The organism is Paenibacillus sp. JT31N11, assembly GCF_056269285.1.
Genome location: NZ_JBWDNQ010000001.1, coordinates 1,768,846 through 1,783,658, shown reverse-complemented (window position 1 = coordinate 1,783,658; position 14,813 = coordinate 1,768,846). Strand labels below are relative to the sequence as shown.

Genomic DNA, 14,813 nt, shown 5'->3' with positions numbered 1-14,813 from the left:
TCCACTGCTCTTCTGTGCGCATACTCCAATCAAAAACAACCTTCGCCGTCCTGAGGACAGCGAAGGTTGTTTGAATTGCTGACTTATTAAATAAAATGTAAATATTGCAGCATCCGCTTCAGTATGACGGCGCTCTGCGCCCGGGTTGCTTCCGCCTGAGGATCGAATGCCGCACCGGTCGTCCCTTGGACAATCCCTGTCCCGGAGAGCTGTGCAATCGCATCCGCCGCCCAGTCCGAAATGTCTGCGGCGTCGGCAAACGGCTCCAGTGCGCCGGCATTCGTCTGCGGCGTTTGCCCGGCGAACGCCAACGCTCTTGCGATCATCACGGACATCTGCTCACGGGTGATACTGGCGTTGGGCCGGAAAGTCCCGTCCTCAAAGCCGTCGATCAAGCCGGCTTGCAGCGCAGTTTCTGCTGCTCCGGCATACCAGTCCTCCGCCTTCACGTCCGTGAACGGGTCTTCTCCACTGGCCTCGGGCAGCCCGAGTGCACGCGCGAGCAGCGCTGCGAATTCGGCGCGGGACACCTTGGCGTTCGGAGCGAATCCGCCGTCCGGCTGTCCTTCGACGATCCGCTTGTTCGCCAGCAGCTCGATCTCCTCCTGCGCCCAATGCCCCTGCACATCAGGGAACGATTCGTCCGACTGAATGACCGTATACAAGCCGTCCACAGGGGAATGAATGATTACCGTCGGCGGTTCGCCCCTCGAGAATACGGAAGGCGCAAAATGCAGACCGCCCTTCGCATCGATCCGTACCGCTGTCGTCTTATCCGGATCGGCTGTCGCGGGCAGCCTGATCGTCCGCTCGGCATAGATGCCGCTCCAGCCAGTAATGGCCTGGCCGTCCGCTTCCAGCCCATAAGAAATCGGATGCACAAGCAGCGAAGTCGCGCCTGCCTTGTCGATCACTTGCTTCATGGCAGCGCTCGACGCATCGGACACTTCTGCTAACGCAGCTGTCAGGATCGCCCCTTCGGGCAGTTCGCCAATAGCGCTTAGCGGAATACGCAGACTGTTCCCGTTCACGGTTATCAGCAGCTGCGCTTCCGGTTGGCTGTTTAGCACGCTTAGAAGCAGCGCTGCCGGCAAGCTTATCTTGACCGCCGGACCGAGCCCGTCGGCCTTAAGCTCTGTTTCCGCTTGATCGGCGAAGGCTCCGGCCAATTGCTCAGCTGTCGGGAAGAGCCGGATCACGGTCTGGCCGTCGGCGGATGCCTCCTTCGTGAATCGCACCGCCGTACTTACGCCGTCCAGCATAATGGTTGCCGTCGGTTCGGTTGCGGGACCCGATGGGCCGGTATAAACCGGTCCGCCGGGTGTATCGTCCCCATCATCTTCATCCGGATCGGGTGACGATGTATCGATGGCGGTGACGGCAATTTCGCTCACCGCTTCATTGCCTGCCTTGTCCCTGGCATAGACGGTATAAGTGCCGTTCGCCGAGACGATGAACTGCTGCGCGGCCAGAATATCGGTACCGGCTTCAGCTGCAAAATCGGCGCTGCTATGGCTTCCCGGCATCCAGTTCAGCTCTGTCAGCGTGTTGCCCGCCGACACTCCATATACGCTCGCCGTCACCGTTACACCTGCCGATGAACTGCCGCCTTCTCCAGCGGCCAGGGCAATAACAGGCGGAACGGACACGATATGCAGCCCCTTCATATCCGGTGCCTGATACGCCAGCGAAGCTGCCCCGCCGCCATTGGCACGCGTTATGCTTGCGCCGTTCGGAAGCTCCATCTGCGGGGAAATGGCAATGCCATCCTCATCCGCATATCCTCCGGGAACGTCATATTCGAAGGTCAGCTCGGTCAATGGCGTGCCGCGTTCCCCTGTATAAAAGGCATAAACCGTCTCGGTACCGCTGCCGCTACCGATTGCGAGCGGAATGGCTGGCGAACCCGTCACGGTCACTTCATACCCAAAGACCACCGTAAAGCGCAGGATGTCATGGGTGCCATACAGACCGTCCGCTGGCGCTGTCAGCACAAGTCCCACCCAAGCGGCTTCAAAATGCGCCAGGGCGTTATTCAACGCGGCGGCTGCCGCATCCAGCTGATCCTGGGTTTGATTCCCGGCATCGTCAGCGATACCCTGCGCCACCACGTTGATTGCGTCTTGCAGCGCGGCGCGGGCTGCGCTGGACGCTTCACCGACATCCGTGCCTTCCGGATGCTCGGTCAACGCCTGATCCGCTGCCGCTATGACCGCCTCCAATGCTGCGGCATCGCCAGCCAGGATAATGGCATCCCCGAATGCATCGATCGCCGCATTCAACGCGGCGGCTGCCGCATCCAGCTGATCCTGGGTTTGATTCCCGGCATCGTCAGCGATACCCTGCGCCACGTTGATTGCGTCTTGCAGCGCGGCGCGGGCTGCGCTGGACACTTCACCGACGTCCGTGCCTTCGGGATGATCGGTCAACGCCTGATCCGCTAACGCGATTGCCGCTTCCAATGCTGTGGCATCGGCCGGAGGCGGAATGATCGCGTCGGTGAACACATCGATCGCCGCATTCAACAAGGCTGCGGGAGGTTCCAAATCGGTGGATACGGTTGTGCCCGTGATCCCGTCGACGAAAAGTCTGGCATCAGCGAGCGCATCCTTCAAGCCGTCATGAATGAGCGTTGGCACCTGCCCTTCATTTGTGCCTGGCATATGGTCTGATAACAGCTGTTTCGCCGCGTCCATCGCTGCAAACAACACGGTCCCGTCCACAAATGTATACCCCTTGCTCCTTGCATAATTTTGCACAGCGGATCTCGCGGAACCAAAAATTTTCAGATCTGCCGCAATGGTCTGATTGTTGTTGAACGCGAGGTTATCGATAACTGTTGATTCATTCAGCAGCGTTACGCTGGTCAGAAGATTATAACGGAAAGCATAACCTCCTATACTCGTCACGCCGTCCGGAATAACCACGCTTGTAAGCTGGTTGCCTCTAAATGCAAAATCGCTGATGCTCGTTAAGCTGTCCGGGATATTCACGCGGGTAATGAGATTGTTCGAGAAAACCTCCTGGCCAACACTCGTCACACTGTCCGGAATGTCGACGCTTGTCAGCAGATTATCCTTGAAGGCTCTTTCGCCGATACTCGTCACGCCGTCCGGGATGTCAATGCTGGTAAGGAAATTAAAGCCGAATGCATCATTGCCAATGATCTTCAGACTGTCCGGAAAGACGACGCTCGTAAGATCGATGATATAAAATGCAGTGTCCCCAATCGCGGTGACCGGTACTCCTCCTAAGGTATCGGGAATTATGATATCCACAGCAGCTCCTCTCGGGAAATCAGTAATCGTTGCGCCATCGCCGTCAATGGTGTACGAATAATCGCTCTCCTCGGCCGCATTTGCATAGTGCACCTGCGATAATGAGGCCCAGAACATAACCAAAGCGAGCAGCATGCTTAAAGCTGATTTCCTCATTTTTTGCCTCCTTTCCTTCCATGGATAATTGATGTACGAATTGTCTGGCACGATCAGGAGATGGAGCTCCCGAAGCTGCGCGCGGCAGCTTGTGTTCCATGTTCCAAACACAGGTGAATGGTTGCCGACGCGGAAGCCAGACGACCGCCATTTGTAATTGTAGCAAAGGCCAATAAAAGAATAATGAAAGATCATCTCCCAAACTGCCGCGCAACATCAAGAATCCGCAGGTTTGCAAGGAGCTTAAAAAAATTTTTGGAATAAAACGAAGGCAGCTCCAGGCTTATTTGCCCGGAGCTGTCTTTAATACGAATGGCTCAACATATGGTCGTCAAACCGTTTCCTTCACTGCAAGGTCAGGGCCGGCTTCTTCGTATCCGGATATCGCTTTGGTTTCAAGATACTCTTCCAGCCCATATACGCCAAATTCCCTGCCGATTCCGGATTGTTTGAAACCGCCGAATGGTGCATTCATGTCACCCATGACCCCGTTAATCATGACCATTCCAGACTCGATTTGAGAGGCGATTTGACTAGCTTTTTTCAGATTGGTCGAACTGATATAGGCTGCCAGTCCATATATAGTGTCATTGGCAATCTCTACAGCCTCTTCCTCCGTTTTATAGGTAAGAATGGATAAGACCGGACCGAATATCTCTTCCTTCGCAATGGTCATATTACGGGTAACCTTGGCAAAGATGGTTGGTTTGACAAAATATCCATGCTCCAGTCCTTCAGGATGTCCTTCTCCTCCGGCCACTAATTCGGCGCCTTCCTCAATGCCGAGTCTGATATAGCGTTGAACATTGTCATATTGCTTTTGGGTGACTACCGGGCCGATAGCCGTATCCGCCTCCCGGGGATCGCCTACCTTGAATGAATGGAGAGCAGCCTTGGCCATCGCTTTAACTTCTTCAAGACGATGCTCGGGTACAATGAGCCGTGTCCCGGCCATGCAGGTTTGACCATTGTTCCCAAAACAGAGCATGAGCGCCAGCGGGACGGCATGGTTCAAATCGGCATCATCAAGCATAATATTCGGTGATTTTCCACCCAATTCCAGCGTGACTCTTTTCATTGTATCTACGGCACCCCTGGCAATAATTTTACCGACTTGAGTAGATCCTGTGAAGGAAATCATTGCAATATCGGGATGCCGGGTAATTTCAGCTCCGACCACCGCTCCGGTCCCGGTTACGATATTGATTACTCCTGCCGGAATATTGGCTTCATGCAAGCATTCGGTTATCAGCTGCGTCTGGATCGCGCTTAGCTCGCTGGGCTTGATTACTGCCGTACAACCTGCTGCGATAGCAGCTGCCAGCTTGGAGGTAATATAGGTGTAATTGGCATTCCAGGGCGTAATCATGCCGACCACGCCAAGCGGTTCGAGGACAACTTTCGCTTTTCCGATTTGTTTGGTGAATTCAAATTCCTCCAGCGTTTCCTTGGTGCGAAGAAAATTTTTCGCCGAGATATCGGTAAAGGAAGGGGCTCCCATGGCAGTACTTCCGTATTCTTCAATAAAGGCCTGATTCAATTCCTCTGTTCTGGCCAGTACGGCATCATGCAGTCTTTGCAGCATTTGGGCGCGTTCTTCCACCGGTGTATTTTTGAAGGTTTTAAACGCTTTTTTGGCAGCGGCAATGGCATCCCGGGTATCCTGCTCATTAGCAAGCGTTACCTTGCCTATGACTTCTTTGGTCGAAGGATTAATAAGGTCCTGTATTTCGGTTCCATGCGGCTTCACGAACTGTCCATTGATATATAGTTGATCGATTATTTTCATTTTGAATGCCTCCATATTTTTATTTTTGTGACAAGGGTTATCTGACTGAGCTGCTCTGCCATATAGGAGAGGCATCACCTCCCTTCCTATATTTATATAATAATCAAACGTTCAGTTATATTTCAATAAAATAAATCCTTCGTCAAGCTCTGACAGCATCCCAGCTCATCCGGATAATTTGTTGAAGACCTTTGGCCAGCGCTGTAACAGGAAAGTAACAGTAAGACAAAATAAAAGCTATTTGTAATGGTTTCAAATCTTCTTTGCTTTGCCCTTCCTCAACATATCGAAACAAAGGAATAAACATCGACGAAGTGTCCTCCAGATCTAATTTATCCAACAATGGCGAGGTCAAGAACTGCTCCAGGAACATAAAATACTCTCTGTTATCTAACCTGTTTCATTCAGAAATTCAATCGCGGCCTGAAAGATTGCATCGTTTTTAATATCGTCCTTGTGTCTCATAGCTGTATAATAAACGAACGTTCGAGTATTGTCAATCTAAAAACGTATGGTCGAACGTTCCCCTGGCAGCTGTCTATTACTAGAAATAATTATTGCCATCAACGGGAATAACTAAAGAATAGTAAAGGAGGCTAAACAGCAATGGAATACACTGGGGGAGGGCTTTCACCACAGCAGAATGATGTTAAGGAACAGTTCATCAGCATCTCCGAAAATCTATCCCAATTAATTGCCTCATTGAATCAAGAGGACATTGACATTCTGAATGATCTTAGACATCTTTCTAAAAGATTCTCGGATTCGGGAAAGATGGCATCCGCGTATTACTTAAGCTGCCTGCTGGCTCCTTATACAAATAAGTTTAACGAAATTTTCGAAGCCGTCCGCAAGCTCAGCTCCAAACGGCAAGGGGCTCTTATTGTCATCCAAAGGGAAGATCCGCTTGACGAATGGATTACCCCGGGAGTGCCTATCCATGCCGAATTTTCAGGTTCGCTTCTGGATTCCATTTTCCCGGTGGGCAGCCCCCTGCATGATGGAGCTGTATTGATCCGTTACGATATTATTGTATCGGCTGCCAACATCCTCCCGCTCACCAAAAAAACATATAAAAAAAAGTTAGGGACACGCCATCGCGCTGCAATCGGATTGTCAGAGCGGACGGACGCATTAATCGTCGTGGTATCCGAGGAAACGGGAAGAGAATCATTTTCCTATAAAGGTGCTCTTTACCCCTTTCAGCTCCCGGAATCAAAATAAGCTTAAATCCCTGTCAGGCGGAGGGTTTTACATATGGATATTGCCAATAGCGACTTTTCTCTTCTGCGGACTGAATTAATAAAAAAGCTGACCCGGATTGAGGAAATACTGAAAAATGTTATTTTCACCTTTGAGCAGGATCGTGTTCAACTTCTAAGCGATATTGATGATATCTCCAAAAGATTTTCCGAATCGGTATCGGTTGCGTCCACCTATTTTTTGAACAGCATTCTGTCTGAATACACAAATCACTATAAGGAAATATCCTTTGCCATGCATCATTTGAGTTCCAAACGGCAAGGAGCGCTTATCGTCATTCAAAGAGAAGACCTTATTGCTCCTCTAATAAGTCAAGGCACACCCATATTCGCAAAGATCTCCACTCCGCTGCTGGAGTCCATTTTCCTTCCGGAGAGCCCTTTGCATGCTGGTGCGGTGTTGATTCAGGGCGATATGATTATATCCGCTGCCAATGTTCTTCCCCTTACGGATCAAATTTTCTGGGATCGGTCATTCAATGCCCGTGAGCTTGCCGCGATCGGACTATCGGAACGCTCCGATGCGTTAATTTTGCTCGTTTTCGACAACGGGTTAACGTCCTTTTGTTTAGATGGACATCTATACCCATTCTCGACGACATAGTAACTTGTTCACCATACAGAAACAGGCTATTCTTCATTTGGGGATATTTGTGCGGTCCGGCGCGAATAATAGGGGATGGCATCTAAACCTTGAGAAGATGAAGATACAACGAATATGGTCTGGAAGGGGCAAATAAAAGGTATGGCACATGTACATCTGGCGGTTGTCTACTACAGCTCTACGGGTACGAACTATCAACTCGCGCAGTGGGCTGCAGAAGGAGGGAAGCTTGCGGGGGCAGACGTCAAGCTTTTCAAGGTACCGGAATTTGCGCCCCAATCAGAGATTGACGCTAACCCGGATTGGAAAGCGCATGTCGAAGCGACCAAGGATGTCCCCACTGTATCTCCGGATGATATCGTGGCAGCAGATGCCATAATTTTCAGCACCCCCACACGTTTCGGAAATATTGCGGCACAGATGAAACAATTTTTGGACTCCACAGGCGGCATTTGGTTTCAAGGAAAAATAGTCAACAAGGTAGTAAGCGCGATGACCTCCGCACAAAACCCGCATGGCGGTCAGGAAGCTACCATACTCGCTCTGTATACGACAATGTATCATTGGGGAGCCATCGTCGTAGCGCCTGGTTATACGAATCAATCCCTGTTTGATGCAGGAGGTAATCCCTATGGTACAAGTGTGACGGTCGACCAGCAAGGAAAAATTGTCGAAGATGCCAAAGCCGCTGTCATTCATCAAGCCAAACGGGTCGTGACGATCGCTTCGGCGCTAAAGAAAGGATTCCAGGCCTAACATCCCATAACCGTTTGTTATCCGATGTGTATAAATAGGTTTAAACTAATTTCTTCCAATTATGCATGAAGGTCAGAAGAGTGCCATCGGATTCATTCGTTTGAACAAAAAAAATGACCAGCTCCTATAATCGGAACTGGTCATCATTGTGAAGAAGCGCTTGATCCTCAAGGACTTTCTTGCAGCCTGATTTGGTTCTGCATATGTGAGCAAATGACCAGGAACATTACCCTTGCTTCTGTTTATGCTTTGGATTTTCACAAATGACCATAACCTCGCCATCGCGGCGAATAACTCTGCATTTTTCACAAATAGGCTTAACCGAGGGTCTGACTTTCATTGTAGTTACCTCCCAACTTCAACCATTCGCAATTGTCCGGGAGAACCCGGCATCCTCATGCTTTCCAATCGGCATTGCGTTTTATGCACCTGCGAGATAATGGTTCAGTTTTCCCCGTAATTCCTCGAGAGCAATAAGAGCTGCCGCATCGTGCAGAATGTCATCCGGTCTGTTTCCCTTACCAAGCAGATGACCCGCAAACGTTATGCCGGCAAAATCAAAAATATATTGGAATTGCTGGATTAACGGCAGTCCTTTCAAATGAGGTTCATCGTCCCCAATTGCGATAACAAAGGCCTTTTTGGTGGATAAAGCAGATCTGAAACCCGCTCTGTTCTCCAGCAGCGATTGGGACCAGCGGTCAACAAATGTTTTCATGACTCCTGACATTCCATACCAGTAGACAGGAGTCGCAAACACAATAATGTCCTGTTTCAAAACCTGTTCCATTAACATAAGGTAATCATCGTCCGGAAACGATTCCCTCTCGGAATGACGATAATCGTTAATCGGTTGGATGTTATAGTCGGACAAATATAATTTAACCGCATCCAAACCTTCTACCAGCTGACTTGCCAATCTGTCGGTATTTCCGCTTTTGCGAGAGCTTCCGAGAAGAACAGCAATTCCCATTGATCGTTATCCTCCTGCATCTAAAATAGCCTTACTAGGCCTTATGGCATTGGCGAACATCCTCTTGTTCTGTCATTTTATCACCCTTTCTTCTCGATTTACAAATGATTCGATCTGTTCTTTATGTTGATCGTCGTGTAAAACAAATTCCTGAATAAGGAATGCAAGAGAATAGTTCAAGTGCGCATGATATAAATCATCGGGCATCTCCAATAGCTGGGCGACAAGATGTTCTCTGGTTCGAATGACTTCATCGATCAAGGCCGATTGTGTGATTCCCGATTTGGCATACTGGGATGCTTTTTGATTATAGGTCTCAATATCTGGAAATGTGATGTTTGTCCCTTTTCTCACGGCGGGAAGAATCTGCGAGATTATATGGTAATCCCAATTCAGAATATGCGAAACAATTTCGCTAACCGACCATTTTCCTTCCGAAATCGGTTTTGTCCATAAATCGTCATCCAATTTGTTTAATCCAGCAATCCAGGAAGTAAAAGCTTTAAAGCTTAATATATCATGATGTTCAGGAATAAAAACCGCCCCCATTCTTGTTTCACATAGCTTTGCATCTCAAAGGCGACCGATTAAGATGGCTGCGCGGTCGGTCTGATGACAATTTCATTCACTCCGGTATCGGCCGGTTCATTAATCGCAAAGGCAATCGCTCTTGCTATACTGTCGGGAGAAATCGCAATGTCGCTCATTTGGCTCACCATGGCTTTAATTTCTGGGCTGCTGATCGCATGGGTCAGCTCCGTATCCGTAAAACCGGGAGAGACAATCGTGGTGCGGATATTGGATGCCGGCGATTCTTCCTGGCGCAGCCCTTCCGTAATGGCTCTGACCGCAAATTTTGTGCTGCTGTACACAGCAGAGGTTGGGGATACATGATAACCGGCAACGGATGAAATGTTGATGATATGGCCTGATTTTTGTTCCCTCATAGCTGGCAGAACGGCGGCAATCCCGTATAAAACGCCTTTGATATTGACATCGATCATTTGGTCCCATTCGTGGACCTTTAATTCATTCAACTGAGAAAGAGGCATAATTCCGGCATTATTGACAAGCACATCGATGCGTCCATATTGCTTTAATGCAAATCGGGCCAGTTCCTGCATGTCTTCCGAAGAAGCCACATTGGTTGCTAAATATACAGCCTCTCCGCCATTTTTTTCAATATCGCTTACGATCTTCTGCAAACGCTCCTCTCTTCTCGCTGCCAATACGATCTTTGCACCGTATTTAGCCAATAACTCCGCCGCAGCTTGTCCGATCCCGCTGGATGCTCCCGTTATAATGATGACCTTTGACTTTACGTTTTCCATTAGCTGTCTCTCCTCGTACCTGTTTTGTGATTACATACATACTATACAATTCATAATATGACGACTGTATGTCATATTATCCGAATAGCAAAAAAGGCTGTGAGTAGTTAGCATGGATGGGAGTGAAAAATTTTATGCATAAGCATGAGAGGCCCGCCCTATTAGCGGCAAGGAGCCTTGGAAGGAACGGCAAAGAAGGATGCACAAGCCATGTTGACTTGTACATCCTTCCTCTGTAAGCGTAACGCCATGGATAAGTTGTCTGCTGTCCATCGAAGGGCATCAGACCGGATTTTGGGATGAGTCCACCGCTTCCCGTCAATGGTCCACGGGGAAGTCTGTCGAGAGTGCGAGATCTCTCTGCGCTTCCAGAGCCGCGAGCCGTTCGGTAAGCGCCTTGTGAATCGCATTGTAAGAGTCGCTGCCGAGCACGATCCGCTCCGGAGCCGGATTCTGATCGACGCTGTCGATCATGATCTTGGCCATCTTGGCAGGATCGCCAATCGGAAGATCCGTGGAGCCCTCAATGAATCGCCGGGTCATGCTGGCAGGGCTTGCGTCATAGGCATCGATTTTCGTACCGATCCTGGCGCTGCCGTATCTGAACTCCGTGCGCGCACCGCCAGGCTCGACGATGGTGACACCGATATTGAAGGGTGCAACATCCTTCATCGTTGATTCGATGAAGCCTTCGATTCCCCACTTGCTTGCGTGATACAGGGACGCGCCTGGATTGGTCGCCTGGCCGCCATAGGTAGAGAGCTGGATAATGCGGCCCCCGCCTTGCGCGCGCAAATATGGAAGTGCGGCGCGGACCACCTGGATCGAGCCGATCAGGTTGGTGTTCAGATGGTGGAGGATTTCCTCATCCGTTAGCTCCTCAGCCGCGCCGAAGAGTCCATAACCGGCATTGTTGACCACAACGTCGATCTTGCCGAGTTCGGCGAATGCCTGGTTCACAGCCTGATGGATAGCTGGCGTATCGGTTACATCGAGATGGGCGAGCCACAGGAGGTCGCCGTATTTGGCTTTGAGATCGTTCATGACATCCATCCTGCGGACGGTGCCGGCGACACGGTCGCCGCGGGCAAGAAGCTGCTCGGTCATGTGGCGGCCGAAGCCGCTAGTTACGCCGGTAATCAGCCAGGTCCGTTGTGTCATTGGTTCATTCCTTCTCTCTTTGGGTTCAGCCATTATAATAACTAACTGGTTAGTAATAATATAAACTGATCTAACCATTTAGTCAATAGTACGACCCGATTTACCAGAAAGAATCCACTATATGGTACTCCCCGTCCGCAATGCCGTCAGAGTTCAGCGCGTGCTCAAACAGGCTGCCCGGTAAAAACAGGCAGCCTGTTTGCACGATTGTATTAAGGTCCATCCTTCGCATGATTGATTCCTTAAGATGATTAATCCTTGACCGAGCCCTGCATCAAACCTGCGATGAATTGGCGGCTGAAGAGGGAGAAAACGATGATCAACGGCACCGTCGCCATCAGTGTGGCGGCCATTACCATGGAATAATCGGTACTGTACACGCCGTTCATGGAGGCGATGAGCATCTGGATCGTAAATTTGTCCTGAACCGATATGACGACAAGCGGCCACAGATAGTCGTTCCACGATCCCAGAAACGTAATGATCCCCAAGGTGGCAAGCGCCGGCCGGAGGATTGGCAGCGCCACGCGCCAATACAAGTCAAATGTCCGGCATCCGTCGATCCGTCCTGCGTTGATCAGCTCATCGTGGATGACGGAATGCGTATACTGCCTCATCCAGAAGATGCCGAACGCATTAGCCACACCCGGAATAATGAGCGCCTTCAATTCGTTGATCCAGCCCAGCTTCTGCATGATGATGAACTGCGGGATAAGGCCGAGCTGCTGCGGGATCATCATTGTCATAAGCAGAAACAGGAACAGGATGCCCTTCCCGGGGAATTCGAATTTCGCGAAAACAAAGCCCGCCATGGAGCAGAAGAACAAGACAAGCAGCGTATGGGAAACCGCTACAATCAGGCTGTTGGCGAACGACTGGAAGAAACCGACGTTATCCAGCACTTTCTGAATATTTACCAGGAGCTGATCGCTTGGCAGCAGTCTCGGCGGGAACCGGAACATATCAGACGTTGTTGCCGTGGACATGACAATCAGCCAATAGAACGGAAACAGCGACAGAATGGCACCCAGGAACATGCCTGTGTAGATGCCGATCAGACCAAAGCTGAATCTCCTTCCCGTCTTGGCGGACATCATGGTTTTCGGCAGAGTGGTTGCAGCCGGAGCTTTTGCATCCATCACATGCTCTCTCCCCTCGAAATGAATTTCCAGTTCAGGAAGGAGAAGATGCCGATCAGGAGGAACAGCACCCATGCGATTGCCGACGAGTAGCCGAACAACTGGTTGCCGAACGCCTGGTTATACAGATACAGCACCAGCGTCAGCCCTCCCTTCGTCGCTCCGCCGGTATTGCCGACCAGAATCGCCGGCTCGGTGAACAGCTGCATGCCGCCGATGGTCGACAGGATGACGGTGAACAGGATGATCGGCTTCAGGAGCGGCAGCGTTATCCGGAAAAACTGCTGTGTGCGGCTTGCGCCGTCGATTGTTGCCGCTTCGTACAGATCGTTTGGCACCGCCTGCAGACCGGCCAGATAGATGATTGCGTTATAGCCCGTCCAGCGCCAGATGACCATCAGGGCAATCGCGACTTTCACCCAGAATGTATCGTTGATCCAATCGATTTTCGGAATCCCCATGATGCCGAGCAGTCCATTGATCAGGCCGAATTGCGTGCCGAAAAAAGAACCAAAGATAATCGCAACGGCAACGATAGACGTAATATTCGGCAGGAAAAATACGGCGCGGAAGAAGTCTTTAAACCGCATGAAAGCCGCATTGAGCAGGAATGCGGACACCAGCGCAAGGAACAGCTGCGGCAGCGTAGAAAGAAACCAGATGACAAACGTATTCCCGACCGACTTCCAGAAGTCGGGATCGTCGGACAGCAGATTTTTGAAATTCCGAAAGCCCACATACTCCATCGTGCCAAGCCCGTCCCATGCATGGAACGAGAGATAAAGCGAGAACAGGATCGGGAACAGGCCGAATATGAGAAATAGAATAAAGAACGGTGAAATCATCAGATAGGAAGCCAAATATGATCTGAATCCTTTCACGTCCCCACCTCCTTAACCCTACTATCTTTTTCAGGGATTCCCCCAAAAGCGGCTGCTATGGAAGAACAAGCAGGAGCTTACCGCCGCTTTCGGGGGAATGGATAACCTTATTTGTTCTTGAGCTTTGTCTTGGCTTTCTCGACGAGCGCCCAGAATTCTTTCTCGGGATCCTCGGACTTGCCGACCGTGACCGCCTGCATCCCGTCGTTGATGATATCTTCCACCGTTTGATAATTCGGTCCTTTACGCTGCACCTTCACATCTTTCGAGACTTCTGCAAACAATACGCCAAGCTTCTGCCCGCCCCAGAAATCGAAGCCCTGCTCGGTAAACGTCTTATCGCCGTAGACCGAAGGCGTTGAAGGGAAGTTTCCGGAGATTTTGGCCACTTCCAGCTGCTGCTCAGGGGAAAGCATCCATTTTATGGCCTCGTAAGCTTGCTCGGCATATTTACTCTGCTTGGGAATGAGCAGGAACGAGCCTCCCATGTTGCCGGTTCCTTCCGGAATTTTCGCGGCACGCCAGTTGCCTTTCGTATCGGGCGCTCGCGTCTCGACATGTCCGCGTCCCCAAGCCGCCGAAATATAGGTGGCGATTTTCCCCGAATTAAGCGCTGCGGAATATTCCTGCAGGGCGTTCTTCTGGTCATAAGTGCCGGCAATGCCCATATCGCGGGCTTTGATGTAATACTCCAGTGCCTTCTTGATCTGCGGATTTTGATCGATAATCATATTGTCGTCTTTATCAAAATACAGCTCATCGCCCTGATCGCGGATCGCGCCGTACAGCTCATACGGGTTGGACAGCATGTCTACGCCCGTCTTTTCCTTCAGCGTTCTTCCCGCCTCAAGGAATTCATCCCAGTTCGTGATCTTCGCGGAGACATCTTCCGGAGCGGAAGGCAGTCCCGCTTTTTCGAACAGATCCGCCCGATAGTACAGTACCATAGGACCGATGTCCGTAGGCAAGCCGAGCTGCTTGTCACCGACGATCGACTGGTTCCATTTCCACTCGAGGTATTCATCCTTCAGATCGGATGCGCCGAACTCGTTCAAGTCATAGAACTTGTCGGGATATTTCAGAAACTGGTCCAGCTGCGAGATATCGATCATTGCGATATCCGGGCCTCCCGAGTCGGCGGACATTGCGGTCAGAAGCTTCTTGTGCGCGTCTTCCCATTTGTAAATCTGCGGGACGATTTCAATATCCGGATGCAGCTTGTTGAATTCCGGAATGATTTTCTCAAAGGATGCCCCCTGCCAAAACCACATCTGCAGCTTGACCTTCTTGCTGCTGTCGCCTCCTGTGCTGCCCGATGAAGCGTCTGTTCCATTGTTGACGCTGTCACCGCTTCCTCCGCAAGCGCTGAGTACCAGCATCAGCGGTAGTACAATCAACAAGAGTGTTTTGAAATACCTTGTTCCCTTCATCACTAATTCTCCCTTCTTCTGGTAGGACCGCCTAAAGTAAGCCCTTACATATA

Annotated in this window: 14 protein-coding genes; 3 read left to right on the top strand and 11 right to left on the bottom strand. The window is 50.5% G+C overall.

Annotation, left to right across the window (positions count from 1 at the left end; genetic code table 11):
* Window positions 1–86 precede the first annotated feature (86 nt).
* The 3 genes from AC0YNV_RS07680 to AC0YNV_RS07670 form a co-directional block, all read right to left on the bottom strand.
* Window positions 87–3,434, bottom strand: coding sequence for an S-layer homology domain-containing protein (locus AC0YNV_RS07680; protein ID WP_475767152.1), 3,348 nt, complete (start codon window positions 3,432–3,434; stop codon window positions 87–89).
* Window positions 3,435–3,765: 331 nt separating this feature from the next.
* A complete protein-coding gene (locus AC0YNV_RS07675; protein ID WP_475767150.1) occupies window positions 3,766–5,223 on the bottom strand; it encodes an aldehyde dehydrogenase family protein in 1,458 nt (485 codons plus the stop codon).
* A 142-nt stretch (window positions 5,224–5,365) separates the two neighbouring features.
* The gene (locus tag AC0YNV_RS07670) at window positions 5,366–5,530 is read right to left on the bottom strand and encodes a hypothetical protein (RefSeq protein WP_475767148.1); all 165 of its coding nucleotides are present in this window, start codon (window positions 5,528–5,530) and stop codon (window positions 5,366–5,368) included.
* Between the two features lie 299 nt (window positions 5,531–5,829).
* Here AC0YNV_RS07670 and cdaS point away from each other — a divergent pair, with 299 nt between their 5' ends.
* From cdaS to wrbA, 3 genes are all read left to right on the top strand, one after another.
* Window positions 5,830–6,447 (top strand): sporulation-specific diadenylate cyclase CdaS, encoded by a 618-nt coding sequence (gene cdaS, locus AC0YNV_RS07665; RefSeq protein WP_210040076.1) that lies wholly within the window; start codon window positions 5,830–5,832, stop codon window positions 6,445–6,447.
* A gap of 33 nt (window positions 6,448–6,480) precedes the next feature.
* Window positions 6,481–7,089 carry a diadenylate cyclase gene (locus AC0YNV_RS07660; RefSeq protein WP_210040077.1) on the top strand — a complete coding sequence of 203 codons (609 nt, stop codon included), beginning with the start codon at window positions 6,481–6,483 and terminating at the stop codon, window positions 7,087–7,089.
* 141 nt (window positions 7,090–7,230) lie between these two features.
* A complete protein-coding gene (gene wrbA, locus AC0YNV_RS07655; protein ID WP_210040078.1) occupies window positions 7,231–7,845 on the top strand; it encodes an NAD(P)H:quinone oxidoreductase in 615 nt (204 codons plus the stop codon).
* Between the two features lie 226 nt (window positions 7,846–8,071).
* Here the strand turns inward: wrbA and rpmJ are convergent, their stop codons facing one another.
* The 8 genes from rpmJ to AC0YNV_RS07615 form a co-directional block, all read right to left on the bottom strand.
* Window positions 8,072–8,185, bottom strand: a complete 114-nt coding sequence (gene rpmJ / locus AC0YNV_RS07650; RefSeq protein WP_210040079.1) for a 50S ribosomal protein L36 — start codon at window positions 8,183–8,185, stop codon at window positions 8,072–8,074.
* Between the two features lie 81 nt (window positions 8,186–8,266).
* Window positions 8,267–8,818, bottom strand: a complete 552-nt coding sequence (locus AC0YNV_RS07645; protein WP_475767145.1) for a flavodoxin family protein — start codon at window positions 8,816–8,818, stop codon at window positions 8,267–8,269.
* A 72-nt stretch (window positions 8,819–8,890) separates the two neighbouring features.
* Window positions 8,891–9,367, bottom strand: a complete 477-nt coding sequence (locus AC0YNV_RS07640) for a DinB family protein (protein ID WP_475767144.1) — start codon at window positions 9,365–9,367, stop codon at window positions 8,891–8,893.
* A 38-nt stretch (window positions 9,368–9,405) separates the two neighbouring features.
* Window positions 9,406–10,149, bottom strand: a complete 744-nt coding sequence (locus tag AC0YNV_RS07635) for an SDR family oxidoreductase (RefSeq protein WP_475767142.1) — start codon at window positions 10,147–10,149, stop codon at window positions 9,406–9,408.
* 318 nt (window positions 10,150–10,467) lie between these two features.
* The gene (locus tag AC0YNV_RS07630; RefSeq protein WP_475767141.1) at window positions 10,468–11,310 is read right to left on the bottom strand and encodes an SDR family oxidoreductase; all 843 of its coding nucleotides are present in this window, start codon (window positions 11,308–11,310) and stop codon (window positions 10,468–10,470) included.
* Window positions 11,311–11,561: 251 nt separating this feature from the next.
* On the bottom strand, window positions 11,562–12,407 hold the full coding sequence (locus AC0YNV_RS07625) for a carbohydrate ABC transporter permease (protein ID WP_475767344.1): 846 nt from the start codon (window positions 12,405–12,407) through the stop codon (window positions 11,562–11,564).
* 41 nt (window positions 12,408–12,448) lie between these two features.
* Window positions 12,449–13,294: a carbohydrate ABC transporter permease gene (locus tag AC0YNV_RS07620; RefSeq protein ID WP_475767342.1), complete on the bottom strand. Its 846-nt coding sequence runs from the start codon at window positions 13,292–13,294 to the stop codon at window positions 12,449–12,451.
* A 143-nt stretch (window positions 13,295–13,437) separates the two neighbouring features.
* A complete protein-coding gene (locus AC0YNV_RS07615; RefSeq protein ID WP_475767140.1) occupies window positions 13,438–14,760 on the bottom strand; it encodes an ABC transporter substrate-binding protein in 1,323 nt (440 codons plus the stop codon).
* Window positions 14,761–14,813 lie beyond the last annotated feature (53 nt).